The following is a 23,672-nucleotide window of genomic DNA, read 5'->3' as shown; positions in this document are numbered from 1 at the left end:
TACCGGGGTATCAAACCCTCTAAAGTGCCTTCGGAATCATTTATACTGACGTTTATGGACGCGCCGGATACCATAAAGTGCCTTCGGCGATGTGCCGAACGACGTTTCAGGGGGGCCTTTCCCCCCTGAAGTGCCTTCGGGACTATTTCTCTCCCTTTTCCTGCAATAACACGGGCTCTTTGCTGCGTCGACCCGTTCATTTTTCCGCTGCACGCAGTCTCGATTCGTTCATAATGACGTTTACCGGGGTATCAAACCCTCTAAAGTGCCTTCGGAATCATTTATACTGACGTTTATGGACGCGCCGGATACTATAAAGTGCCTCAGGCGTTATGCCGAACGACGTTTTAGGGGGTCCCTTCCTCCCTAAAGTGCCTTAGAACCCATTTGCAACGAATGTCCGTCCCCCCAACCTGAACACAGCTAACAAACGCCCGCATTTTCTGCGTCCGTACGGCCGGATCCGTTCAGGTGCGGTTTCGATGCCGACCAACGGGTCCTGAAACGGCCGGGTGCAAAGAAGACACGATGAGCCCCTGCGAACCGATGCCGCCCTTGTGCTCTGGAGTAAAAGCGGAGCATGTTGGCGCAGCGGTTTGTCTCAGCAATAAAGAATGCCGAACGATTAAAAAAATCGTTCGGCATTCTTTTTTTATCTGATATAGATTTTGTCCCAGACTCTTTTATTTTGTAAGCCGAGCCGGTGCTTCAGAAAAATTTATACGGAAGCCTCCTGCAGCTTATCGATAATTTTCAGAGATTTTCCGGTTCCTGCGGCGACAGCCTCGAGTGGATTCGGTGCGACGTGGACGGGAACGATGATGCGCTCACTGAGCCACTCCTGCAAGCCGGTTAACAAAGCTCCGCCGCCGGTAAGAATGATGCCTTGATCCACGATGTCCCCGCTAAGCTCAGGGGGACAGGTTTCCAGCGTTTCGCGGATGGTTTCGAGAATATGATCAAGTGATTCAGCGATGGCGTGATGAATCTCTCCGGAATACAGAACAACCGGTTTCGGCAGACCCGAAACAAGGTCACGGCCTCTGATTTCGATGGACTGTTCTTCGTGATCGGGACTTGCATTGCCGATATTTATTTTAATCTCTTCGGCTGTCCGCTCGCCGATCAGCAGATTGTAGGTTTTTCGGACGTACTGAATGATGTCTTCATCCAGGTTGTCTCCGCCGCGCCGTATCGACTGGGAGGAAACAATCCCGCCGTAGGAAATAATACCGACTTCCGAGGTGCCGCCGCCGATATCGACAATAACGTTGGCTACCGGCTCGTCCACCGGCAGATCGGCTCCGATCGCAGCGGCAACGGGTTCTTCAATGAGGTGGACCGACTTGGCGCCGCAGCTCATGATTGCGTCACGGATGGCGCGGCGCTCCACCGAGGTCGACCCGCACGGTGTGCAGACGATGACTTTCGGTTTCCGTACCGTAAATCCGCCTTCTTTACTGATCTGCTTCATAATATGTTTGAGCATGGTCGATGTCACGTCATAATCGGCGATGACCCCGAGTTTCAACGGCCGCATCGCAACAATCTGCCCCGGTGTTTTTCCAACCATGTTCTTGGCATCACTTCCAACAGCAAGCACTTCATTCGTATTGGAGTTCAGCGCCACCACAGATGGTTCGTTCAAAACAATTCCTTTTTCTTTTGTATAGACTAAAATATTGGCGGTGCCCAAATCAATTCCAATTTCTGCATTTGTCAGCATGTCTTTCACCCTTCTTGCACTTATTTGACTCTTTTCCCCATTGTAGAAGTCCTAAAAGCAGTCGGTAAGGGGCGAATAGCTTAGAATCAGCAGCAGAAATCGACAGAATTCAGCACCTGGGTCGGATGAAAGACATACATTTGCCCTAAAGAACCTCCATTAGTACAGGAGGGAGAAGAAATCTTCGTCCTCAATCGGACCGAAATATTCCTGCAGGTTAAACGGGGCAAGTGCTTCTCTTAAGGCAGCCATCTCATACTTTGTTCCCGCGAGTGTACGCTCGATATCAGCCACTTCCGCTGTCCCGAAGAAGTCCCCGTATATTTTGCAGGACTGGATAACTCCTTTTTTTACATTAAACCGGATGTCGATTAAGCCGGCATCGAATTTATGCGAACGATGAATATCAAAGGCCGGGGATTTGCCGTAATTCCAGTCCCAGTTACTGTACCGCTTATTGGAAATCCGGTGGACTTCTTCCCAATCCTCGCTGCTTAGCGTGTAGAATGGTATCTCTGTGCTGTCTTGGAAAATATAGCGGAGAAGCAGGTTTTTAAATTCTTCTACGGACAGCGGTTCTTCAAGGTAGTCATTGATATTGCCGACTCTGCTTTTTATGGATTTGATTCCTTTGGATTTGATTTTTTCGTCTTTTACATTCAACGCGGAGACGATATTTTCGGTTCTTGAGTCGAGCATCAATGTCCCGTGGCTGTACATCCGTCCTTTGGAAGAGAACTGGGCGTTGCCGGAGATTTTTCTGCCGTCGGCCTGCAGGTCATTGCGCCCGGACAGTTCCGCCGGAACCCCCATGCTGTTCAGTGCGTCTACAACGGGCTGGGTGAACTTTTTGAAATTGTGAAAGCTGTCTCCGTCGTCTTTGGTCAGGAAACTGAAGTTAAGGTTGCCAAGGTCATGATAGACGGCCCCGCCTCCGGAAAGCCGGCGGACAACGTGGATACCGTGTTCGTTTACATAATCAACATTAATTTCTTCGATGGTGTTCTGATTTTTCCCAATAATAATGGATGGCTCATTCACATAAAACAGAAGATATGTGTCTTCTTTATCAAGGTCCATGTGATACAGCGCGAATTCTTCCAGAGCAAGATTTATACGGGGGTCGGTAATTCCTTCATTATCTATAACGCGCATCGTCTGCACCCTCCAAGGTTCTAAGTATTTGCTCCTATTATGGCACACCGCCAAAGCATCCGCCAACGATTACGCTCCTCCGGCAGGTAAGTATAACGCTGTCTTTCCAATATAAAGATGGGAAAAGATTCAAGCAGATGCATTGACTTTTTTCAGAATACTATCTAAAATAACGATAAACAACTAAACATATAATCTCGATAGGCATACTATGAATTAAAACAATCCCGATGTGTACTTCGCATCCGCGGATAGGAGGGTATCCAATGATCACCTATGAAACACTCGATCCCGCTGATATAGAAGAAGCAAATGAATTTTTGGAAGGAAAAAGCGCGCGTGATGTGATACGCTGGAGTTATGACAATTACGGAGACGACCTTGTGTATGCCTGCAGCTTCGGCGCGGAAGGTATCGTTCTGATTGACTTGATCAGCAAGGTGAAACCGGATGCGACCATCGCATTTCTGGATACCGATTTTCATTTTAAGGAAACCTACGAATTGATCGACCGTGTTAAAGAGCGCTATCCCTCATTAAATATTAAGATGCTGCGGCCGAAATGGACACCGGAAGAGCAGGCCGAACACGAGGGACCACGCCTTTGGGAAACCAACCCTGACCGGTGCTGTTCCATTCGTAAGCTGGAACCGCTTGAAAACGAGCTCAGTAAATACCACGCCTGGATGTCGGGACTCCGGAGAGAACAGTCTCCATCCAGACAAAACACCCAGTTTGTCAATCAGGATAACCGTTTCTCCTCTGTTAAAGTCTGCCCGCTCATTCACTGGACATGGAATGATGTCTGGATGTATATCCAGGCGTTTGACCTTCCTTATAATGAGCTGCATGACCAGAATTATCCGAGTATCGGCTGCATGCAGTGCACCGCGAAAGTACTTGAAGGAGATGACCTTAGGAGCGGACGCTGGAGCGGCCAGGGTAAGACGGAGTGCGGACTCCATAAATAATCACCAGACAGGAAAGGATTGTTGTAACGATGACGGCTAGTATCCCAAACGGAGGTACACTGATTAACAGAAAGGATTTTCAGAGAGAGACCAGCGGCATTGAGGCTGCTGTAGAACTCGACGACATTGCTGTATCAGACCTTGAATTAATCGCAAACGGAGCATTCAGTCCATTGACAGGGTTTTTGAACAAGCGGGAGTACGGCTCTGTTGTGGAGACGATGCGCCTCAGCGATGGAACGGTATGGAGTATTCCCATCACACTGCCGGTGGACAGTCAGAAAGCGGAGGAACTCCAGTCCGTCAAGGAAGCGCGGCTTGTGTACCAGGGAACGACGTACGGTGTGATTGACGTGGAAGAAATCTTCACTCCGGATAAAGAAAATGAGGCGGAGAAAGTGTACCGCACGACCGATTCCGGCCACGCTGGTGTGAACAATCTCTATTCCCGCCCGGATCATTACGTGGCCGGGGACATTACGCTCGTGAAAGATATCGTGCACGAGCAGTTCGACGCCTATTACATCGAACCGGCCCAGACACGGAAAACCTTCGAAGAAAAAGGCTGGGAAACGGTTGTAGGTTTCCAGACACGCAACCCGGTTCACCGCGCCCATGAATATATTCAGAAAACGGCTCTTGAAACCGTTGATGGTCTTTTTCTGAATCCGCTTGTCGGTGCAACGAAACCCGGAGATATTCCGGCGGATGTGCGTATGGAGAGTTACGAAGTACTGCTGAAAGATTATTATCCCGAGCAGCGTACGTTTCTGGCAGTGTTTCCGGCAGCCATGCGTTATGCGGGGCCGAGGGAAGCCATCTTTCATGCAATGGTCCGCAAAAACTACGGCTGCACCCACTTTATCGTCGGACGGGATCACGCCGGAGTTGGTGATTATTACGGGACGTATGATGCCCAGTATATTTTCCGCGAATTTACGGCGGAGGAACTTGGTATCAAACCACTTTTCTTTGAACACAGCTTTTACTGCACGAAATGCGAAAATATGGCCTCCGGCAAAACATGCCCGCACGGCAAAGAACACCACGTCATTCTTTCCGGCACGAAAGTACGGGAAATGCTGAAAAATGGCGAGATGCCGCCGCGTGAATTCAGCCGTCCGGAAGTCGTGGAAGTACTGATTAAAGGGATGCAGGAAACGGTATCTTGATTGAACGAAAGAGGGAGGAACAGAGAAATGGCATCGACGGACACCAACCATATTGTGTGGCATGACGCTTCTGTCAGCCGCACCGAAAGAAACCGCAAAAACGGACATGAAAGCTTTGTGCTCTGGTTCACAGGGCTTTCAGGATCCGGCAAATCCACCCTTGCCAATGCGGTATCCAGAAAACTGTTTGAAGATAATAAACAAACCTACGTGCTCGATGGGGACAACGTCCGGCACGGCTTGAACCAGGACCTCGGCTTTTCACCGGATGCACGTCAGGAAAACATCCGCCGTATCGGAGAGGTATCAAAACTGTTTGTCGACAGCGGCCAGATTGTAAGCACTGCTTTTATTTCCCCTTACAAAGAAGACAGAGAACAGGTCCGCAGCCTTCTGGCTGATGATGAATTTATCGAAATTCATGTAGACTGCAGCCTCTCCATTTGTGAAGACCGGGATCCAAAAGGTCTGTATGCGAAAGCAAGAAGTGGTGAAATTTCTTCTTTCACAGGCATCAGCGCACCATATGAAGAACCGGATGAACCGGAAGTGGTTGTGAACACAGAGGACCAGTCGATAGAAGAAGCAGTGCATCACATCGTCGGCGTTCTTCAGCAGAAAGGCCTTGTCTAACATTAGAGGGAAAGGCGTTTCGGGGAGGATGAAAATATGACATCAGGGAATGTATTCCTCATTGGCGCAGGACCGGGTGATCCCGGTCTTATTACTGTGAAAGGCAGAGAGAGTCTCGAAAAGGCAGACGTTGTTCTCTATGACCGACTCGTTCATCCGCTTCTTCTGCAATACGCGTGGGAAGGTGCGGAGTACATTTACTGCGGAAAACTTCCGCAGCGCCACCACCTCCGTCAGGAAACCATTCAGGATATTATGGTGGAAAAAGCCCGGGCAGGGTGCACGGTAGTGCGTTTGAAAGGCGGAGATCCGGGCATGTTCGGAAGAGTCGGTGAAGAAGCAGAAGCACTTGCAGAAGCCGGCATCACTTACGAAATGGTACCTGGTATTACCGCTGGGATGGCAGGACCGATGTATGCCGGAATTCCGGTGACACACCGGGATTTATCGGGAAGTTTTGCGGCGGTGACCGGTCATACGAAAGCAGAAGACGGCCAGCCCGGCGTTGACTGGAAATCGCTGGCTGCCGGCATTGATACAACAGCGTTTTACATGGGAAGGAAAAACCTCGCTGCGATTGCACGAAGACTGATAGAAAACGGAAAAGACCCGGCCACGCCGGCGGCTGTCATAGAATGGGCAGCCACTTCCAGGCAGCGGGTGGTGGAGGCACCGCTTGAACGTATTCAGGAAGAAGCTGAAAAGCACCAGATAGAAAATCCTGCCATCACCATTGTCGGAGAAACCGCCGCGCTGCACCGGAAATTAAAATGGATGGAAAAGAAACCCCTGTTCGGACGGTTTGTATGGGTCGTGAAAACGTCCCCCCGCGAAAGTACTATGGCTGCGTCCCTTCGTTCTTTCGGCGCGGAAGTGCTGGAAGCGCCGGGTTATACCGTGGACACACGGGAAACGAAACCGCCTGCACCTCTTCGCTCGTTTCATCATCTTCACATTGCGGCCGAGGAAAGTGTCGATGTTTTGCTGGACGAGCTGAAGCAAAGCAGAATCGACATCCGCACCCTTCCCGGCCGGATTACAACAGAATCCCTGCGTACGCTTAGGAAACTGGAATCCTGCGGCTTGTTTGCTGAGTACACGAATGAAAGTCCAAGTCCGGAGGAGAGTCTCTGGATCGGCCCGGAACATGCCTGCAGGGTAGCCGGCCTTTTTTCACAGAAATGGGTGAGCCACCGCCTTATTCATAAAAAAAACACAGCCGAAGCCACCGCTGTCCTTCTTCAAAATGATTGGATAAACACCATCGTTATCCCTTCTTCTCAGGCGGTTCACATCTTATGGAAGGAATTGGACAGACACGGGATATCTCCTGTAAAATGGCTGACTAATAAGACCGTAACCGCTCATGGCCCTGAAACACAAAAAACACTTCAGGATGCGGGTGCAGCTCCTGATATCACCCTGTCGTCTCCGGATACAAAAACCCTGCTGCATGAACTGCGTACCCATTCTCTCCAGGAATGAAAGGATGTGTCAGTCTGATGCGTGCTGTACTTTACGTTGGACACGGTACCAGAGTACCGGAAGGAAGCAGACAAATGAAAGCTTTTGTGGAAGAAACGAAAAAGTCCGTCCCCTGCTCCGTGCAGGAAACCTGTTTTCTGGAATTGTCCGAACCGGATATCCCGGCAGGGGCTGCCCGTTGTGTGGAACAGGGAGCGGATATCATCACGGTTGTTCCGGTTCTTCTGCTCACCGCCGGGCATATTAAGGAAGATATCCCGGCGGAACTGCAGAAAGTGCAGGAGATTTACCCGCATCTGACCATTCAATACGGAGCCCCTTTCGGTCTGCATCCGAAAATGCTCGATGTGTTGATGCTGCGCCTGAAAGCACAGGGGTGGACGAGAGAGGAAGAAGCCGATATTCTCCTGGTCGGTCGTGGATCGAGTGACAATAACGCGCTCCGGGATTTCTACCGTATTGCCGGGAGTCTCGAGGAGCGGACAGAGGGGCAGAATGTGAAAAGCGCCTTTCTTGCGGCAGCTTCCCCTTCTTTTGATGAAGGGCTCGCAGCTGCGGCCCAAAGCCGCGCCGAACGCGTCTATGTCGTGCCCTACCTTATGTTTACCGGGCTGTTAATGCAGGAAATGCAGGAAAAAATAGAACGGATGAACGAAACGGCGGCACCGGATATGAGACTGTGCGATTATCTTGGTTATGATGAAGAACTGCAGGAAGTATTGAAGCAGCGGACACTGGAAACAATGGAACTGCCGGCTTGGGCGGAACGGAGCGGGGAAAATGTTTAATTTCCCGCTTTTTCTGGATCTGACCGGCAAGCCTGTCGTCGTAATCGGTGGTGGCACGATTGCTTCCCGGAAAATCAGCAAACTGACTGCTGCCGGAGCCAACATCGTCGTTGTTGCCCCGGAAGTTAAGGAAGAGGTCCGGGCCCTCTACGAAAAAGATGAGATTCACTGGGTGAAAGATGTGTGCCGGCCGGATTATTTATCTTCGGCGTTTTTAATTGTTTCCGCTTCAGGAGATCCGGAGGCGTGCCGTATCATTAAAGAAACTGTTCATCCGCACCAGCTTCTGAATGCAGCAGACGATCCGGAAAACGGAAATGCCGCGTTCCCGGCCTCTTTCCAGGAAGGTGAATACCATATTGCGGTATCCACCGAAGGCCATTCTCCTTCCGCTGCCAAGGACCTGAAGCAGAGACTGCGGAACTTGGTTCGTGACATAATCGTAAAAAAATAAGGATTGCATCAAAATTTCCATCCCCTTATACTTTAATTTGGCAGAGAGTTGAAGAAGTAAAGGGGTCTTTTTATTATGATGATTGTTTTGGTTTCTGTGGGGATTATGATAGTACTCAGCCTGTTGCGGGTGAATGTAGTGCTGGCTATTTTGACAGCAGGTATTTCGGCTGGACTGTTGGCGGGACTGAACCCGGGGGATGCACTGGAAATGCTGCTTGGCGGCATGGGCGATCAGGCGGAAACGGCAATGAGTTATATCCTGCTTGGTGTGTTTGCTGCGATGATTGGTTATTCCGGCATAACTGGTGTACTCGTGCGTAATCTCCTCCAACTTCTTAAAGGGAAGCGCGGTTTCCTGGTCATGGCAATCGCCGCAGCCGCATGTCTGTCCCAGAACCTGATTCCGGTTCATATCGCATTTATTCCTATCCTGATACCGCCGATGCTGCACGTATTTGATAACATGAAACTGGACCGGCGCGCGGTAGCCTCCGCCCTTACGTTCGGATTAAAAGCGCCATATATGTTGATACCAGTCGGCTACGGCTATATATTTCACGAAACGATATCAGAAGAAATGGCTTCCGGCGGTTTGGATATTGCAATAGGTGAAATATGGAAAGCCATGCTGCTGCCGGTCCTTGGTATGGTAGTAGGTCTTTTCACAGCGGTCTTTATCACATACCGCAGGCCGAGAGAACCAAAAGCCCAATCGGACCTTTCGAATGCTTCTTCCAAAACGGAAGAAACACCGGACACATCGTTTGGCTTGAAGCAGCTTTATACCATTATCGCTGTTCTGGGAGCTTTTATTGTTCAGCTTTTGATGGACGGCTCCCTCATATACGGAGCGCTCACCGGTATTATTCTCTTATTTGTATTTCAGGTGGTTCCTTTCCGTTACGGGGATGAACTGGCTGGAGAAGGTATTAGATTAATGGGTATGATTGCTTTTGTAATGTTGACCGCTTCCGGCTTCGCGACGGTTCTTAAAGAAACCGGAGCGGTTCAGGAACTGGTGAGCAAGGCGGTCGATGCAGGAGGAGGCGCCGGCATTTTAACAGCAGTTGTTATGCTTCTTGTTGGCCTTGTCGTGACAATGGGAATCGGCACCTCATTCGGCACGATTCCAATCCTGGCGGCACTGTTTGTACCGTTTTGTCTCAGTGTCGGTTACTCGCCGCTTGCCACTACTGCTCTGATTGGATCTGCAGCAGCGATGGGAGACGCAGGCTCACCGGCATCCGACAGTACGCTCGGCCCGACATCCGGGCTGAACGTGGATGGCCGTCACCATCATATATGGGATACGTGCGTACCGACGTTTCTTCATTACAACATTCCTATCTTCCTATTTGGTGTTGCTGCCGCTGTGGTGCTTTAACGAAATGGCTGGAGCGGCTGGATATCTAATCCCTTATTTGTCTTTTTACGCGGTATAAATGGGTGGCCGGACATCCGGTACGCTGTTATCTCCTTTTTAAGGGGGTTTCAAAAAAACCGGGATAGCGGAACCAATGTCCGCTCTTTCCTCGATCTCCCCGGCGTGCTCAGGGTCGAGTAAAACGAAAAGATGGACAACGAAGGAAAGGAAGATGACATATGGCCGGTACGAACACGTATGATGTTATCGGGGTCGGCATCGGCCCCTTCAACCTCGGCATGGCAGCACTTCTTGAGCCTCTCGAAGATGTGCAGGCTCTTTTTTTCGAACAGCACCCATCGTTTGAATGGCATCCGGGGATGCTGCTTGAAGGAACAGTGCTGAACTCGCCGTTTCTCGCGGATCTTGTCACGTTTGCCGACCCGACCAGCCCTTACAGCATTCTCAATTATCTACATAAAAAGAACCGTCTGTATCAGTTTTATTTCTATAAAGGCCTTCACATTCCAAGACGGGAGTACAATGCGTACGGCAAATGGGTGGCCGTTCAGCTTCCTTCCTGCAGGTTCGGTTTCAGAGTGGAGAACGTGCAGGACGGCGGCCGGTGTTATCAGGTTACGGTACGGAATGTGGACACCAATCATACGGCCACTTACTATACCCGTCATGTAGTCGTTGGAACAGGAAGTATCCCGAAGCTGCCTCCGGTTGTTTCCGGCAGAGGGGACGACGACATTTACCACAGCAGTGACTATGCCATGCAGAAAAAAGAACTGAAGGACACGGATACTATGACGGTCGTCGGGTCCGGCCAGAGTGCGGCTGAAATTTTTCATGATCTGCTGCAGGATCAAAAACACTACGGGTACCGGCTGACGTGGCTGACCCGGTCTCCGGAGTTCTTTCAGTCCGAAGCGGCGAAGCTTGCCAGGGAAGTCTTTTCCCCGGATTACGTGTCTTACTTCCGGACGCTTGATTATGAAACGAGAGTTGAAGCACTTCCCCAGCTCGATAAAAACAGGAAAGGGATCGAACAGCAGACCCTGATGAACATTTATGACCTTCTTTATCACCGCGCGATTGAACGCGAAGATCCGCAGGTTGTGCTGCAGCCGATGACGGAAGTGACCGGTCTGGAAGAAAAGGATGGTATGTACGAGCTGACCTGCCGCCAGTGGGAGAAAAATCAGACCTTTGTCCACCGCACGGACAAGGCAGTGTTTGCTACAGGTTATACACCGAATGTGCCGGAGTGGATCTACGCGCTCGGCAGTAAAATAGAATGGGAAGATGACAAGCGGTATAAAGTCAGCGACACCTATCGTCTTGTTTTTCGTGACGAGCGCTCCCATCATATTTACGTGCTCACCAATCTGGATCATTCCCATGGCTCGGCGGCAACGAATCTGGCACTCTCGGTGATGAGAAATCAAACCATCATTAATGACATATGCGGGTACGAAGTATACCCGGTGCAACAGGATACGATTTTTCAACGATTTTACATGGATGAATAATAAAAGCAGTACCTAAAGAAAGGGGAGGGGCATATGGCAGCAAAAAAGAAGTATTATGTCGTATGGAAAGGAAGAAAGCCGGGGATTTATGAAAGCTGGCCGGAGTGCGAGAAGCAGGTGAAAGGTTTCGCCGGCGCTTCATTTAAGTCTTTTCCTTCAAAAAGAGAAGCGGAGCAGGCATTTCAAGACGGACGCTCCGCCGCATCCGAACCATCTGCAGCACCCGGTTCTTCCTACATAGAAGAAAGCATATCTGTTGATGTCGGCTCTCACGGCAACCCCGGGTTTGTGGAATACAAAGGCGTTCATACAAAAACCGGGGAGGTTGTCTTTGCTCATCCCGGGATTGAAAAAGGCACCAACAACCTCGGCGAATTTCTGGCTGTCGTTCATGCTCTACGGTACCTGCAGGAAAAAAACAGTGACATGCCGGTATACTCCGATTCGGATACGGCTATTCTATGGGTGAAACGAAACAAGGCGAACTCAAGCCTGGCACGCACCGGGGAAACCGAAGAAATATGGAAGCTCGTAGATGAAGCAGAAGAATGGCTTCGTCGGAATAAACCCTCGAACCGGATTTTGAAATGGAACACGAAAGCCTGGGGGGAAATCAAAGCAGATTACGGCAGGAAATAAGGTGAAGATGTTTAACGGTGAAAGAAGTCGGGTACAGCATTGTCTGCGAAACGATTTAACGTAAACAGGGAGGTTGTTACGTATGAGTAAACACATCGCTGTATTAATGACAGATATGTTTGAGGACTCCGAATTTACGAGCCCGAAAGAAGCGTTTGAAAACGAAGGTCATACTCTCACTGTTATTGAGAAAGAACAAGGAAAAACCATACAAGGCAAGCAGAAAGAAGCAAGTGTCACCGTGGATGCTTCCATCGATGACGTGAAGCCATCTGATTTTGATGCCCTGCTCATTCCCGGAGGTTTCTCCCCGGATATGCTGCGCGGGGATGAGCGCTTTGTAACCTTTGCCAAGTACTTCATGGATGAAGACAAGCCGGTATTTGCGGTCTGCCACGGTCCGCAGCTGCTGATTACGGCAAAAGCACTCGAAGGACGTAATGCAACCGGCTTTGCTTCCATTCAGGTTGACATGGAATATGCGAAGGCAAACGTCTACGACCAGGAAGTCGTCGTCTGCCATAATCTTGTAACAAGCAGAACACCGGACGATCTCCCGGCCTTTAACCGCGAATCTCTCAAACAGCTGCAATAAACCATGAAAAAGGGGACTGTATCAAAAAGGTACAGCCCTTTTTCTGTATCCTGGATGGGAGCAAAAATCATTCCACTGCAGCACATGCCCGTACGGCCGGTCACCGGGGCATGGACACTACCACCGGGAAATAAGCAGGTAGTGTCCACGCATTATGAGTTGAGGGACACTACGCTGCTGAAATCAGAAGTTAGTGGGTTCCGGCAGACATCCATGGACACTATGCATGTTGCCGGCAGGTGTAGTGTCTACTCGGAACCGTACCTCCCCGGGACAACCACAACCGGATCCAAACGAATGACGGACTTTTTCACCAAGCACTTCAGGAGTATTGCAGAAGTATGCGTGGTATAATGAGAAACAGAGAAATGAAAGGAGGGTCGGCCCTTTGAATACAAAAACGAAGCTTGCGACGTTTGCCGGGGGATGTTTCTGGTGCATGGTCGGTCCATTTGAAGAACTGGACGGCGTGTATTCCATTACAGCCGGTTACACAGGCGGACACACCGAAAACCCGACGTACGAAGAAGTCTGCTCTGATACAACCGGCCACGTGGAAGCCGTGCAGATGGAATATGATCCGGAGAAGACCAGCTATGATACATTACTCCGCACGTTCTGGAGACAAATTGATCCAACCGATACCGGAGGACAGTTTAATGACCGCGGAGAATCGTATCAGACTGCGGTTTTCTACCATGATGAAAAGCAGAAGCAAACAGCAGAACAGTCCAGAAAAGAACTGGATGAAAGTGGTCCTTTTCAGTCACCGGTTATAACACCGATCCTGCCTGCCTCCACTTTTTACAAGGCGGAGGAACATCATCAGGACTACCACCACAAAAATAAAATTCATTACCAGCTCTACAAAAAAGGGTCAGGCCGGGCTGGATTTATACAAACGTACTGGGGGGAAGCATAATGGCAGAAGAAAGTCAGGAAGATCTGAAAAAAAGACTGACACCCATTCAGTTTGAGGTGACGCAGAAAAACGGCACGGAACGCCCGTTTCAAAACGAATACTGGGATTTGATGGACGAAGGTCTGTACGTTGATATCATCAACGGAGAACCGCTTTTCTCCTCCAAAGAAAAATTTGCATCAGACTGCGGCTGGCCGAGTTTCACGAAGCCGCTGGAAGAGGAGAAAGTCATCGAACACCTCGATACGACGATGGGGATGAGACGAACGGAAGTGCGGACCCGGAATTCAGATTCCCATCTCGGGCATGTATTCCCGGACGGACCGCCGCCGGAAGGGCTCCGTTACTGCATGAATTCCGCCGCCCTGCGTTTCATACCGAAAGAAAAACTGCAGGAAGAAGGATACGGCCGGTTTCTGGAACTCTTTGAGTAACATCGTAATCAGCTGTATGAAAAACGGAAGTTTAGGGCTTTTACGGACCGGGAACACTTCAAAATGTAGATAGATATTTGATGGATATCCATTTTCATAACGTACTGAAGGAGGCATAGCAATGGACAATCAAACCAAAGAATTAATTGATGGACTAAATGTAGACCTCGCTCATGAATATGCAGCAATCATCATGTACAACAACTACGCAGCCGTCGTCTCCGGCATGTACCGGCAGGTGTTGAAGCCGTTTTTTGAAGGCGAAGTAACCGACGAGCAGGCACATGCGCTCTATCTTGCAGAAAAAATCAAAACGCTCGGCGGCGAACCAACAACAAAACCGGCTGACATCAAACAGACCGATGACGTGAAGGAAATGCTTCAAGCTGCCAAAAAATCGGAAGAAGATACAATCGAACGTTACAAGCAGCGGGCCAAACAGGCAGAAGCAATCGGTCTGATTGAACTGCAGAACAGACTGGAAGATTTCATCACAGACGAAACCGGTCATATGGAAGAACTGGGACGTCTGCTTTCCGATCCGAGAATGCAGTAATGCCATATGGCGCAGGGGCTGTCCGGCAGACGGGCAGCTCTTTTTTTGCGGATGGATTCTCACCTGATAGAGCGCTGCATACTGTTTTACCATCCCTTTTCTGGATCTTGAAGGCACAAAAAGGCCTCTGGACCGTTTACGAATGAGTTTAATCAGAAACAATGGGAAAAGCGTTGGGAAGAGACAGGAATATCGTTACAATATCCACTGGATGATAATATGATGAGGCTGAGATGGGATTTTTAGATCATCCGGCTGAGGAAATAAAAGAAAGGAAAAAAGCAGAATGGATTACACCCCGGATATATCCACCTACAGACAACGGTATAACCTTTCGTTCCAACACGTGGAGCATAAAGCGCAGTATGTCCCGTTTCAAGGTTACTACCTGTTTTATCAGATGTTTCGTCAACCTCATGATGCACCGCTTGTCCTGTTTTTGCATGGTCTGTTTGATCATACCGGTGTTCATGCTGACGGTATCCGCTTTTTAACAGAACACGGCTATCATGTGGCAGCGTTTGATCTGCCCGGTCATGGGTGTTCGGGTGGGCCCAAACGGAAAACAGAGGTCTTTGCTGAATACCGCGAATCCCTTTCTGCTGTATTATCCAAGCTTCGTCTGGAGGGAACAGAGAAGATACATGGAGTCGGGCACAGCACGGGAGGGGCGGTTCTTGCCGACTACTTATTAAGCGCAGAGGACGCCGCAATGTTTCAAAACGTAGTGCTCGTCTCGCCTCTTATCCGCTCCAATCAATGGCACCTGGTGAAAATGGCAGTACCGCTTGTGTCTCTGATGCAAAACGAACTACCCCGAAAGTTTCGGATGTCTACCGGTGCTGAAGCTTTTATGGAACAGTTGAAAAATGATCCGCTCGAAGGTGATACCATCCCGTTGACCTGGGTACATTCGATGTTTCAGTGGGAACGAAATATCATGAAAAAGCAGCCATCTCAAAAACCGATCGCCATCCTGCAGGGCACAAAGGATCAAACGCTGGAGTGGAAGCATAATTTAAAAGCGTATGCGGAATTGTTCCCGCGCTCGGAACGAATTTTGATCAACGAAGCCCGCCACCATCTTCTAAATGAACAAAAAGCACAAAAGCAGCTGACCTACCGGCTGATTCATGACAAGCTGAAAAAAGAGGAAAAGACATGATATGTATTGTAAAAGAGGCTGTATCAAAAGCAGCCGCTTTGCTGTATTTCCGGAGCTGAACCTATTGGTACAACTCCTTATTTACAGATAAGCATGGTCCGGCACCTGAGTCAGGCCTGAGACTATTCCGTATCGGAAGCTCCATGGACACTAACCTGCCGGACAACGTACATAGTGTCCACGGCCGGCTGAAAGACAGGCAGAGGCGCTTATTAATACGCCGGGATGTGCTGAAGCCGGATGCTTTCCCATCCGGATACAAGGACGGTATGAAAGGATTCCGCCTCTTCCATAAAAAAGGAGCTGTACTTTTTGATACACCCCCTTTTATCCGACCTATATCTTTTTAATCCCTCTCTTCATCTGCTGGAGAGGTTCGGGGCTGTTTTTACTGCACCCGCTTCGTTTCGTCTTGAGTCTCCACGTACACTTCTTTTGCTTTTTTCTCATCCAGCTTTTTTTCTATCTCATTTATAGCGGACGGATCTCTTAAAAGCTCCTGTTTGTTTTCAGCAATCAAATCTTCCATTGAAGAACGCATTGGTTTTCTCATACTCCACCATCCTTTTATTTTTTTCTCTCTCCTACCATTTCCATTATAACGAATAAAAAAACATAATAAATGAATAAAATGTTACTTTTTTTTGAATACTTTTAATTTACGTAAATTGGGATGCTGACAGGTTGAAAAGATGCGAACATTCTTTATAATGAAACTAGGTTCGTACTTCGACATGAAATTTGAAGAATATTTTTAATCAATTCGTGGTAAGTACATACTAATACGTAAATAACCAGGGTTCATTGGAAAGGTGGATAAACCTATGCAGCAGACAAAAAACAACATATCCAGCAGGGGATGGACGATCGGGTTGATTGCAGGAGGAGTAACAGCTGCCGCCGCTGTGCTGACTTTTAACAAACGAACGAGAACATCGATTGTACGCGGCACGAAACAGACAGCTTCCACAGTGAATCACGTAAGTTCATTTCTTTCAGAAAACCGGGAGGAACTTATCACCAAAGTGAAAGGGGCCTCCAATGAACTGTCCCACCTTCTGCAGTCGGCATCTGATGACGTGCAGGATATCGCCGACCGCGCAGGACATCTAAAGGAAACAGCGTTATCGGCAAAAAGTCAGGCCGAACAGACAGCCCGTGAAATAAGAGAACTGAATCAGGAAGATTCGGAACAAAAGCAGATTGAGCAGGCGGAAAATGTGGAGAAACTGCCAACAACAGACGATCAGTCATAACTCAGAACGGTCCGGGGATCCGGGCCGTTTTTAATGTACAGGGTAAGGATCATGCAGGATGCGGCTTGATAGAGAAATCCCGCTGCCCCTTTGAATTTGTAGTTTATATCTGGATTGTAAAGGTTATATTAACCGTAGCAAAAATAACAGGATGATATTCTGCATGAGGAGGAAATGTGTATATGACTTTAGCTGACGAATTGAAGACGTACAAACAACAGGAAAATCAAACGGGTATACTTACCATTTATTTAAATACAGATTTCGCTGATGGCTCCCAGCACGGAGGAGAATGGAAAATCCGTCTGAAAAACGGACTGAAACATTTGAAGGAATATATCGAAACAAGCGGTACTAAAGAGGAAGAGAAAGCCTATAAAAAACTGGCCGAACAAGCCAACAAGGAAATCTACGACCAGCAGATGAACCTGCAGAAAGGATTTGTATTCATGGCGTCGGCTGATGGTGAATTTCATGTCGAAAAAATCCTCCAGGTTCCGGTCGAGACGGCATTCCACTGGGAAAGCTATCCGGTGGTCGACCAGCTTGAAGAACTGCAGGCGGAATTTCCAGCTGTTGGTATTCTTCTTGTTCAGAAAAGCGACGTCGTGTTAATTGATGCCGCGCTTGGTGAAATCCGGGACGAAAAACATTTCAGCTGGGAAGTAGAATCCGAAGACTGGAAACAGTACAAAGGGAATGCCTCATCGGACCGCACTTCTTCGGGGTCCACGCAGGTGGATGAAGTACAGCAGAGGTTTGAGGAAAACAGACACCGTTGGTATAAACAACTGGCCTCCGTGCTCGATAAGGAAATCAAGGACCGCAGCCTGCGGGGAGTATACCTCATAGGAAGTAAAGAATCCATCGAAGACGTAGAAGAACATCTCAACGCAACCGTTATTAACAAGGTGACGAAAAACCTCATTTCAAAGCCTGCTCATGAAATACTGAATATAGTATACGACGAAGAAGTACGGTAACAAAAAGCCGGGCAGCGAGCCCGGCTTTTTTATTCCCGGAGGGCAGGGTGTAAAGCAGATGGAGTGGCAATCTGCACCGCATTTGGTACGATGGAAAAGACACAGCGATATGCGTCATGATACACTCAGGGAGTCTAAGATTTATTGTGGAGAAGGAGGAGTGTTACATCATGGAATTTGAAATGCAGGAACAAGGTTTTTCGACAGAGATGGAATACGGTACACTTCAGGTGTGCTCCGATGAGACATACGGGTACCGTCCCTATCAGCTGCTCGTCTCATCAGTGGCTGTCTGCAGCGGAGGCGTTCTTCGTAAAATCATGGAAAAACGGCGTCAGACCGTCCACGATATTCAGATTCAGACAGAAGTGACCAGAAGCGGTGAAGGAGCCGATGAAATTCAAAGTATTCATCTTCATTTTATCGTGAAGGCCGATAATATAAATGAAACCAAGATGGAAAAGAACATTGAGTGGACCCGCAAACATTGCTCCATGGTGCAATCTGTCAAAGACAGCATCGATATTTCGGAGACGTTTGAAATACAGACCGGCTGACAGGAAAAAGAATCAAACAGTCTTTAAACCGGTACAGGAGAGCGAGAAGCATGGCAGGAAACAGGCAGTATGATTTTACAGAAGGCAGTATTATGCGCAAAATGATTCTTTTTGCGTTTCCTATTTTTATCGGGAATCTGCTTCAGAGCTCTTATCAGATTATAGACAGTTTATGGGTCGGTAATTTACTGGGGTCCACAGCACTAGGGGCTGTATCGATTTCATCGACGGTCGTATTCACGATCCTTTCTTTTGTGATTGGTATCAACAGCGCAACGCTGACGGTGTTGTCCCAAAGGAAAGGAGCAGAAGACGAAGACGGTCTGAAAAGATCGTTGAACGCGTTTGTCTTTGTTCTCGGTACGTTATCAATACTGCTCGGGGTCATCGGTTTTGTCATGGCACCGCACATATTGACATGGATGGGCACGCCGGAGTCGATGATGACCGATGCAGTCAATTATCTCCGCATTAACTTCACGGGGATATTGTTTTTATTCGGCTATAACTTTATCGGCACCGTTCTTCGTGCAATCGGAGATAGTAAAACCCCGCTTCGTTTTATTACTTTAGCCGTCCTTTTGAATATGATTCTTGACCCATTGTTTATTGCCGGATTTGGCTGGGGGATGGAAGGTGCCGCCTGGGCCACGGTGCTCGCTCAGGGCAGTGCGTTTTTGTTTGGAATTATTTATTCCATCTTCAAAAAAGGCCTTCCGTTTACAATTCCGAACCTCCCTCCGCGAGCGGAATTTCAACGGATTTTTAAACTCGGTCTCCCTTCAGGAGTTTCGATGATGGCCATCTCCGGGGGAGTGCTCGCTATCATGACGGTCGTGACTTCCTTCGGGGAAACAGTCGTGTCCGGGTACGGGGCTGCCCAGCGGCTTGACAGCTTGATTATGATGCCTGCTACAACACTCGGCTCCGCCATTACGAGCATGTCCGGACAGAACATTGGCGCCTCGCGCTGGGACAGAGTCGGGGATATTGCCAGAAGCGGACTGATCCTTATTTTCAGTGTGTCGCTAACGATCAGCGCCCTTGTCTTTCTCGGCGCTGAACTGTTAATGGGTATGTTTGTTGATGATCAGGAAACAATTTCTTTTGGCGCAGAGTATCTGCGCATTGTGGCTTTCTTTTATCCGTTTCTCGGGATTAATTTTGTCCTCAACGGAATAGTGCGGTCCTCCGGGGCCGTACTGCAGGTGCTCGTTCTTAACATTATTTCGTTCTGGGCGCTGCGCTTTCCGCTGGCATGGCTGTTTTCTTCGATTTACGGCGAGACCGGTATCGGCATCGGAGTCGGATGCAGCTTTATCTTAAGTTCAGCAGCGGCTGCTGTGTACTTCAAGTTCGGGAAATGGCGGAACATTGATATTTTCCGGGATGAGAAACAGAAAGGATAGTGTGATGGGAACCCCTGTACATGAAAAAAAGCGCCAGATCCATTATCTGAAGCAGAAAATGACGCTGATGCAGGAAATGCTTGGGGAGATGGAAAACGAGGATGACCTGCAGAAAAGCGAAATCGAACGAATAGAGAAGATACTGCAGGACACTGCAGTGAAACTGCGCCAGTTCAAACAGGACTGGAAGGAAAACGAGGAGAGATAAGCATGGCTGTGTACTTAATCAGACACGGGGAATCCGAAGGGAACCGTAAGGCGAGAGTGCAGGGTGCCGCGGATTTTGAACTGTCGGCCAAGGGCAGGGAACAGGCCCGCCTGCTCGGGGAATCGATGGCTGATCTGCCCTTGGACCATTTCTACGCCAGCGATCTAACCCGCGCCAGAGAAACGGCGGCAGGTATAGAGAAATATCAAAAACAAAAGGCAGTCCCGTCGAAGGATTTCCGGGAGATTTATCTGGGGCCTCTTGAAGGGAAGACGAGAGAAAAGATTTATGAGATGTACCCCAAAGTCCGGCAGACGACGATTCTGCGTTCGGGCCTTGAAGGAACGGAAACCGATGAAGAAATCACGGTCCGCTGCGAAAAGCTGTATCATCTTGTGAAAAGCATCAATGAAGAAGAAACGGCTGCGATTGTGTCTCACGGCGGATTTTTGACTATCTTTTTGATGTATCTGCTTGCCGGTGAGGACTGGGATAAGCTGCACCGTCCATTTAGAATTGACAATACGGGCGTCAGCAAAATCAGCTGGAAAGACGGCAGACTCACTATTCACTACATTAATCAGTATCACCATTTAAAATAATAAAAAAAGACCGCGCGCCACAAAATATGGTGGAGCGCGGTCTTTATTTTTATCCGTTGTAATGAATCGGGGATCCGGGCCCGAGATCGATGCCAAGAAGCATCCAGACGATCAACAGAATGGACCAGATAACCAAAAACCCGATGGAATAGGGGAGCATCACCGAGATTAAAGAGCCAATGCCCATATTTTTGTCATATCTCTGGGCAAACGCGATGATAACAGCAAAATACGTCATTAACGGCGTTATAATGTTGGTTGCAGAGTCTGCCACCCTGTACGCCATCTGCGTAAGTTCCGGCGAATATCCCTGCTGCATCATAATCGGCACAAATACCGGTGCTAACATAGCCCATTTGGCCGAGGAACTGCCGATAAACAGATTGATGAACCCTGCCATCAAAATAAAGCCCAGGATTAATAGAATGCCGTCTGGTTCCCAGCGGTCGAGCAGGTCTGCTCCGACAACGCTTAGAATGGTGCCAAGATTCGTTTCACTGAAATACGCGACAAACTGTCCGGCCGTAAAAGCAAGTACGATAAACATGCCCATTGACGCCATCGTGTCCGACAACTGATTGGCAACATCTTTGTCACTTTTGATCGATTTTGTGACGATGCCGTAGACCAGCCCCGGGATGAAGAAAAGAATCAGGATGGTGACTACCAGTTCACTCATAAATGGAGAATTAACAATAGCTCCGTCTTCTCCGCGGAGCGGGGCCCCGGCAGGAACAATCAGCAGCGAAAGCAGGGCGGCTGATACGACAAAGGAAATGACAGCCCACAGCATTCCTTTCTTTTCCGGGGATGTGAGCTCTGGGGATTCCTGCTGTACTTCCCCTTGATAGGAGCCAAGACGGGGCTCTACAATTTTTTCACTGATGAATGTTCCGACGATGGTCAGTACTATGGTGGAGACCATCATGAAATAATAGTTCATCGCATTGTTCATGCCTTCTGCATACGTTGGATCAATGGTAGCAGCGGCCTGGGAAGTTAGTTCCCCAAGCATCGGATCCAGTGCTGATAACAGCAGGTTGGCGCTGAATCCGGCAGATACCCCGGCAAATGCCGCGGCCAGGCCGGCTAGTGGATGGCGCCCAAGCGCGGCAAACAGCATCGCCCCAAGCGGAGGTAACACCACGTAGCCGGCGTCTGTTGCTACATTGGACATAATACCTGCAAAAATAAGCCCGGCGGTAAGTAATTTGGATGGAATCGACATGACAAACCCGCGCAGGGCCGCGCTGATCAGGCCTGTCCGCTCTGCCAGACCAATCCCGATCATCGTCGCAAGAACGACACCGAGTGGCGCAAAGTTAATAAAGTTGTCCACCATGCTCGTGAATATATACTCAATGCCGCTTCCCGACAGCAGGTTTGTGACGGTCAGCATTTCTCCTTCAGCAGCAGGATCTTCCACCTGTATATTGAAGGGAGCGAGAATGGCGGAGACTATCATAACAAGGAGCGCCAGGATCGCAAACAGTGTTATCGGGTGCGGAAGTTTGTTCCCGATGCGTTCCACACCGTCAAGCATGCGCTGCAGCACACTCTTTTTCTTTAAATCGTTCATGTATAAAATCCTTTCTAATGATTACGTCAGCTGTCTATTATATAGACTACAATAAAAATTGAAAATATTTTTGCACAAAAATGTAACAATAAAGTATAAAAAATTCGTGATAACAAAACCTAGATAAAAAAGGAGAATCGGTATGCGGACTCTCAGTGCTGTTTTCGTTCTGTCTTTCTGGTTTTTCTTTCAGTGGGGCATGGCCGATGCCGGAGAAATCTACAGATGGAATTTCAAGCCCGCTGAAAATAATGAGCCGGCGGATACCGAACCGGAATACAAAGAACTTCTTCAGACATACAACGGCTATTTCATCGGGAAACCGGAGAATAAAACACTGTATCTCACCTTTGACAATGGGTACGAGGAAGGCTATACCGGTGATATTCTCGATGTGCTGAAAGAAAAAGAGGTACCTGCTGCTTTTTTCGTGACAGGTCATTATTTGAAGTCAGCCCCGGAACTGGTGGAGAGGATGGAAGAGGAAGGCCACATCATCGGGAATCATTCCTGGAGTCATCCGAGCCTTCCGGAATTGAACCGGGACGAATTGAAAAAGGAACTGGCAAAGGTGAACGACGAGTACCAGAAGAAGACAGGCGGCCGGGACATGCAGTACCTGCGTCCGCCAAAAGGCACTTTCAATGAGCGGACCCTTGCTGAGACCGAAAAACTGGGGTACACGAATGTATTCTGGTCGTTTGCGTACGTGGACTGGGAGACCGGAAGCCAGCACGGAGCAGATCACGCCTACCGCAGCATTATGAAAAGAGTTCATCCCGGGGCGGTTATGCTTTTGCACTCGGTTTCTGAAGACAATGCCGATGCGCTCGCGCGGGTGATTGATGAATGCCGCGAAGAGGGCTACACCTTTCAGAATCTTGACCACCTCGTTCTTACCTCTGAAGAAAATGTTCCCTTCTTGTAACATTATCATCTTGGATATAAATAAGTTCCAGAGGACATGCACACGGAAAACAATCCGGTACTGTCCTCTGGAATCAGTTTTAAGACCACCTGCTGCCGGAGAGCGGCACTAGTGTCTTTGGTTATCCATGGTTACCCATTCTGTTGTCCAATTTCTGAAGCAATGGTTTCAAGTGTTGGCACGTCATTGACGTCAAACACAATCCACTGTCTGCTTTTTACGACAAGCACACCGGTTTCGGTGCCGTCCGGCAGGTGGATCGGAAAGCCGAGCCGGCTCTGCAGGGCCGCGTCTTCTGCATCGGTTGATGCGCAGGCCGCCAGTTTTGTTTGACCTTCTTCATAAAAATAAATGCCGGCCCAGTCGATGTAATCTACTTCACGGCATAACGTTTCCACGGTCTCCGAAAGTGGAGAATCTGTGAGGGATTGATGAAGGGATCCCAGAATACGGATTGTTGCAAGATCTGTAGCGATAGTCATTCGTATGTACCCCCCTTTTTTCTGACAGGAATACTTTTATTCTATCAAACAGCTTCCATACCCCGGACTA

The 23,672-nt window shown here is 48.8% G+C and carries 25 protein-coding genes and 1 pseudogene; 21 read left to right on the top strand and 5 right to left on the bottom strand.

Annotated elements, in window-relative coordinates; translation table 11 throughout:
* Nucleotides 1-718: 718 nt before the first annotated feature.
* Together mreBH and ACFSUB_RS00290 are read right to left on the bottom strand one after the other, a co-directional pair.
* Nucleotides 719-1,726, bottom strand: coding sequence for a rod-share determining protein MreBH (gene mreBH, locus ACFSUB_RS00295; protein WP_380711208.1), 1,008 nt, complete (start codon nucleotides 1,724-1,726; stop codon nucleotides 719-721).
* A 159-nt stretch (nucleotides 1,727-1,885) separates the two neighbouring features.
* Entirely contained in the window at nucleotides 1,886-2,881 is a 996-nt protein-coding gene (locus ACFSUB_RS00290) for a lipoate--protein ligase (RefSeq protein WP_380711207.1), read from the bottom strand.
* A gap of 266 nt (nucleotides 2,882-3,147) precedes the next feature.
* On the opposite strand from ACFSUB_RS00290, the gene ACFSUB_RS00285 reads away from it, so the two are divergent.
* The 14 genes and pseudogenes from ACFSUB_RS00285 to ACFSUB_RS00220 all read left to right on the top strand — a co-directional run bounded on the left by ACFSUB_RS00285 (nucleotide 3,148) and on the right by ACFSUB_RS00220 (nucleotide 15,598).
* The gene (locus ACFSUB_RS00285) at nucleotides 3,148-3,852 is read left to right on the top strand and encodes a phosphoadenylyl-sulfate reductase (protein ID WP_380711206.1); all 705 of its coding nucleotides are present in this window, start codon (nucleotides 3,148-3,150) and stop codon (nucleotides 3,850-3,852) included.
* A gap of 41 nt (nucleotides 3,853-3,893) precedes the next feature.
* Nucleotides 3,894-5,024 carry a sulfate adenylyltransferase gene (sat, locus tag ACFSUB_RS00280; protein WP_380711211.1) on the top strand — a complete coding sequence of 377 codons (1,131 nt, stop codon included), beginning with the start codon at nucleotides 3,894-3,896 and terminating at the stop codon, nucleotides 5,022-5,024.
* A gap of 27 nt (nucleotides 5,025-5,051) precedes the next feature.
* A complete protein-coding gene (cysC, locus tag ACFSUB_RS00275) occupies nucleotides 5,052-5,657 on the top strand; it encodes an adenylyl-sulfate kinase (protein WP_380711205.1) in 606 nt (201 codons plus the stop codon).
* 36 nt (nucleotides 5,658-5,693) lie between these two features.
* Nucleotides 5,694-7,142 carry a uroporphyrinogen-III C-methyltransferase gene (cobA, locus tag ACFSUB_RS00270; RefSeq protein ID WP_380711204.1) on the top strand — a complete coding sequence of 483 codons (1,449 nt, stop codon included), beginning with the start codon at nucleotides 5,694-5,696 and terminating at the stop codon, nucleotides 7,140-7,142.
* 17 nt (nucleotides 7,143-7,159) lie between these two features.
* Complete coding sequence (locus ACFSUB_RS00265; RefSeq protein WP_380711203.1) at nucleotides 7,160-7,930, top strand: sirohydrochlorin chelatase; 771 nt, start codon at nucleotides 7,160-7,162, stop codon at nucleotides 7,928-7,930.
* The gene (locus tag ACFSUB_RS00260) at nucleotides 7,923-8,384 is read left to right on the top strand and encodes a precorrin-2 dehydrogenase/sirohydrochlorin ferrochelatase family protein (RefSeq protein WP_380711202.1); all 462 of its coding nucleotides are present in this window, start codon (nucleotides 7,923-7,925) and stop codon (nucleotides 8,382-8,384) included. The genes ACFSUB_RS00265 and ACFSUB_RS00260 overlap by 8 nt, the downstream gene beginning before the upstream one ends.
* A gap of 75 nt (nucleotides 8,385-8,459) precedes the next feature.
* Entirely contained in the window at nucleotides 8,460-9,770 is a 1,311-nt protein-coding gene (locus ACFSUB_RS00255) for a Na+/H+ antiporter family protein (protein ID WP_380711201.1), read from the top strand.
* Nucleotides 9,771-9,988: 218 nt separating this feature from the next.
* Entirely contained in the window at nucleotides 9,989-11,287 is a 1,299-nt protein-coding gene (locus ACFSUB_RS00250; RefSeq protein ID WP_380711200.1) for a lysine N(6)-hydroxylase/L-ornithine N(5)-oxygenase family protein, read from the top strand.
* A gap of 33 nt (nucleotides 11,288-11,320) precedes the next feature.
* Entirely contained in the window at nucleotides 11,321-11,926 is a 606-nt protein-coding gene (rnhA, locus tag ACFSUB_RS00245) for a ribonuclease H (protein WP_380711199.1), read from the top strand.
* An 82-nt stretch (nucleotides 11,927-12,008) separates the two neighbouring features.
* Nucleotides 12,009-12,521 carry a type 1 glutamine amidotransferase domain-containing protein gene (locus tag ACFSUB_RS00240; RefSeq protein ID WP_380711198.1) on the top strand — a complete coding sequence of 171 codons (513 nt, stop codon included), beginning with the start codon at nucleotides 12,009-12,011 and terminating at the stop codon, nucleotides 12,519-12,521.
* Nucleotides 12,522-12,524: 3 nt separating this feature from the next.
* Complete coding sequence (locus ACFSUB_RS00235) at nucleotides 12,525-12,875, top strand: hypothetical protein (RefSeq protein ID WP_380711197.1); 351 nt, start codon at nucleotides 12,525-12,527, stop codon at nucleotides 12,873-12,875.
* Nucleotides 12,876-12,960: 85 nt separating this feature from the next.
* A pseudogene (msrB, locus tag ACFSUB_RS00230) lies at nucleotides 12,961-13,877 on the top strand (peptide-methionine (R)-S-oxide reductase MsrB).
* A 121-nt stretch (nucleotides 13,878-13,998) separates the two neighbouring features.
* The gene (locus tag ACFSUB_RS00225) at nucleotides 13,999-14,433 is read left to right on the top strand and encodes a ferritin-like domain-containing protein (RefSeq protein WP_380711196.1); all 435 of its coding nucleotides are present in this window, start codon (nucleotides 13,999-14,001) and stop codon (nucleotides 14,431-14,433) included.
* 286 nt (nucleotides 14,434-14,719) lie between these two features.
* On the top strand, nucleotides 14,720-15,598 hold the full coding sequence (locus ACFSUB_RS00220; RefSeq protein ID WP_380711195.1) for an alpha/beta hydrolase: 879 nt from the start codon (nucleotides 14,720-14,722) through the stop codon (nucleotides 15,596-15,598).
* Nucleotides 15,599-15,986: 388 nt separating this feature from the next.
* Here ACFSUB_RS00220 and ACFSUB_RS00215 read toward each other — a convergent pair whose 3' ends face one another.
* Entirely contained in the window at nucleotides 15,987-16,151 is a 165-nt protein-coding gene (locus tag ACFSUB_RS00215; protein WP_380711194.1) for an FbpB family small basic protein, read from the bottom strand.
* A gap of 271 nt (nucleotides 16,152-16,422) precedes the next feature.
* Here ACFSUB_RS00215 and ACFSUB_RS00210 point away from each other — a divergent pair, with 271 nt between their 5' ends.
* The 6 genes from ACFSUB_RS00210 to ACFSUB_RS00185 all read left to right on the top strand — a co-directional run bounded on the left by ACFSUB_RS00210 (nucleotide 16,423) and on the right by ACFSUB_RS00185 (nucleotide 20,613).
* Nucleotides 16,423-16,854 (top strand): hypothetical protein, encoded by a 432-nt coding sequence (locus ACFSUB_RS00210; protein WP_380711193.1) that lies wholly within the window; start codon nucleotides 16,423-16,425, stop codon nucleotides 16,852-16,854.
* Between the two features lie 182 nt (nucleotides 16,855-17,036).
* Entirely contained in the window at nucleotides 17,037-17,837 is an 801-nt protein-coding gene (locus ACFSUB_RS00205) for a VLRF1 family aeRF1-type release factor (RefSeq protein WP_380711192.1), read from the top strand.
* A gap of 170 nt (nucleotides 17,838-18,007) precedes the next feature.
* The gene (locus tag ACFSUB_RS00200; RefSeq protein ID WP_380711191.1) at nucleotides 18,008-18,394 is read left to right on the top strand and encodes an OsmC family protein; all 387 of its coding nucleotides are present in this window, start codon (nucleotides 18,008-18,010) and stop codon (nucleotides 18,392-18,394) included.
* Nucleotides 18,395-18,444: 50 nt separating this feature from the next.
* A complete protein-coding gene (locus tag ACFSUB_RS00195) occupies nucleotides 18,445-19,803 on the top strand; it encodes an MATE family efflux transporter (RefSeq protein ID WP_380711190.1) in 1,359 nt (452 codons plus the stop codon).
* A gap of 4 nt (nucleotides 19,804-19,807) precedes the next feature.
* Nucleotides 19,808-20,011 carry a hypothetical protein gene (locus ACFSUB_RS00190; protein WP_380711189.1) on the top strand — a complete coding sequence of 68 codons (204 nt, stop codon included), beginning with the start codon at nucleotides 19,808-19,810 and terminating at the stop codon, nucleotides 20,009-20,011.
* 2 nt (nucleotides 20,012-20,013) lie between these two features.
* Complete coding sequence (locus tag ACFSUB_RS00185) at nucleotides 20,014-20,613, top strand: histidine phosphatase family protein (RefSeq protein WP_380711188.1); 600 nt, start codon at nucleotides 20,014-20,016, stop codon at nucleotides 20,611-20,613.
* 49 nt (nucleotides 20,614-20,662) lie between these two features.
* On the opposite strand, the gene ACFSUB_RS00180 is transcribed toward ACFSUB_RS00185, so the two are convergent.
* A complete protein-coding gene (locus ACFSUB_RS00180) occupies nucleotides 20,663-22,192 on the bottom strand; it encodes an AbgT family transporter (RefSeq protein ID WP_380711187.1) in 1,530 nt (509 codons plus the stop codon).
* A gap of 142 nt (nucleotides 22,193-22,334) precedes the next feature.
* On the opposite strand from ACFSUB_RS00180, the gene pdaA reads away from it, so the two are divergent.
* Nucleotides 22,335-23,120: a delta-lactam-biosynthetic de-N-acetylase gene (pdaA, locus tag ACFSUB_RS00175; protein ID WP_380711186.1), complete on the top strand. Its 786-nt coding sequence runs from the start codon at nucleotides 22,335-22,337 to the stop codon at nucleotides 23,118-23,120.
* Nucleotides 23,121-23,251: 131 nt separating this feature from the next.
* Here the strand turns inward: pdaA and ACFSUB_RS00170 are convergent, their stop codons facing one another.
* A complete protein-coding gene (locus tag ACFSUB_RS00170) occupies nucleotides 23,252-23,602 on the bottom strand; it encodes a GAF domain-containing protein (protein WP_380711185.1) in 351 nt (116 codons plus the stop codon).
* Between the last annotated feature and the right edge of the window lie 70 nt (nucleotides 23,603-23,672).

Source organism: Salibacterium lacus, from assembly GCF_042684865.1.
GTDB lineage: Bacteria > Bacillota > Bacilli > Bacillales > Marinococcaceae > Salibacterium > Salibacterium lacus.
The sequence above is the reverse complement of the archived record's forward strand: the minus strand, read 5'-3'. Positions and strand labels throughout refer to the sequence as shown.

Coding starts and splice junctions, on each gene's coding strand:
- mreBH (WP_380711208.1), bottom strand. CDS start 1,726: ATGCTGACAAATGCAGAAATTGGAATTGATTTGGGCACCGCCAATATT.
- ACFSUB_RS00290 (WP_380711207.1), bottom strand. CDS start 2,881: ATGCGCGTTATAGATAATGAAGGAATTACCGACCCCCGTATAAATCTT.
- ACFSUB_RS00285 (WP_380711206.1), top strand. CDS start 3,148: ATGATCACCTATGAAACACTCGATCCCGCTGATATAGAAGAAGCAAAT.
- cysC (WP_380711205.1), top strand. CDS start 5,052: ATGGCATCGACGGACACCAACCATATTGTGTGGCATGACGCTTCTGTC.
- cobA (WP_380711204.1), top strand. CDS start 5,694: ATGACATCAGGGAATGTATTCCTCATTGGCGCAGGACCGGGTGATCCC.
- ACFSUB_RS00265 (WP_380711203.1), top strand. CDS start 7,160: ATGCGTGCTGTACTTTACGTTGGACACGGTACCAGAGTACCGGAAGGA.
- ACFSUB_RS00260 (WP_380711202.1), top strand. CDS start 7,923: ATGTTTAATTTCCCGCTTTTTCTGGATCTGACCGGCAAGCCTGTCGTC.
- ACFSUB_RS00255 (WP_380711201.1), top strand. CDS start 8,460: ATGATGATTGTTTTGGTTTCTGTGGGGATTATGATAGTACTCAGCCTG.
- ACFSUB_RS00250 (WP_380711200.1), top strand. CDS start 9,989: ATGGCCGGTACGAACACGTATGATGTTATCGGGGTCGGCATCGGCCCC.
- rnhA (WP_380711199.1), top strand. CDS start 11,321: ATGGCAGCAAAAAAGAAGTATTATGTCGTATGGAAAGGAAGAAAGCCG.
- ACFSUB_RS00240 (WP_380711198.1), top strand. CDS start 12,009: ATGAGTAAACACATCGCTGTATTAATGACAGATATGTTTGAGGACTCC.
- ACFSUB_RS00235 (WP_380711197.1), top strand. CDS start 12,525: ATGAAAAAGGGGACTGTATCAAAAAGGTACAGCCCTTTTTCTGTATCC.
- ACFSUB_RS00225 (WP_380711196.1), top strand. CDS start 13,999: ATGGACAATCAAACCAAAGAATTAATTGATGGACTAAATGTAGACCTC.
- ACFSUB_RS00220 (WP_380711195.1), top strand. CDS start 14,720: ATGGATTACACCCCGGATATATCCACCTACAGACAACGGTATAACCTT.
- ACFSUB_RS00215 (WP_380711194.1), bottom strand. CDS start 16,151: ATGAGAAAACCAATGCGTTCTTCAATGGAAGATTTGATTGCTGAAAAC.
- ACFSUB_RS00210 (WP_380711193.1), top strand. CDS start 16,423: ATGCAGCAGACAAAAAACAACATATCCAGCAGGGGATGGACGATCGGG.
- ACFSUB_RS00205 (WP_380711192.1), top strand. CDS start 17,037: ATGACTTTAGCTGACGAATTGAAGACGTACAAACAACAGGAAAATCAA.
- ACFSUB_RS00200 (WP_380711191.1), top strand. CDS start 18,008: ATGGAATTTGAAATGCAGGAACAAGGTTTTTCGACAGAGATGGAATAC.
- ACFSUB_RS00195 (WP_380711190.1), top strand. CDS start 18,445: ATGGCAGGAAACAGGCAGTATGATTTTACAGAAGGCAGTATTATGCGC.
- ACFSUB_RS00190 (WP_380711189.1), top strand. CDS start 19,808: ATGGGAACCCCTGTACATGAAAAAAAGCGCCAGATCCATTATCTGAAG.
- ACFSUB_RS00185 (WP_380711188.1), top strand. CDS start 20,014: ATGGCTGTGTACTTAATCAGACACGGGGAATCCGAAGGGAACCGTAAG.
- ACFSUB_RS00180 (WP_380711187.1), bottom strand. CDS start 22,192: ATGAACGATTTAAAGAAAAAGAGTGTGCTGCAGCGCATGCTTGACGGT.
- pdaA (WP_380711186.1), top strand. CDS start 22,335: ATGCGGACTCTCAGTGCTGTTTTCGTTCTGTCTTTCTGGTTTTTCTTT.
- ACFSUB_RS00170 (WP_380711185.1), bottom strand. CDS start 23,602: ATGACTATCGCTACAGATCTTGCAACAATCCGTATTCTGGGATCCCTT.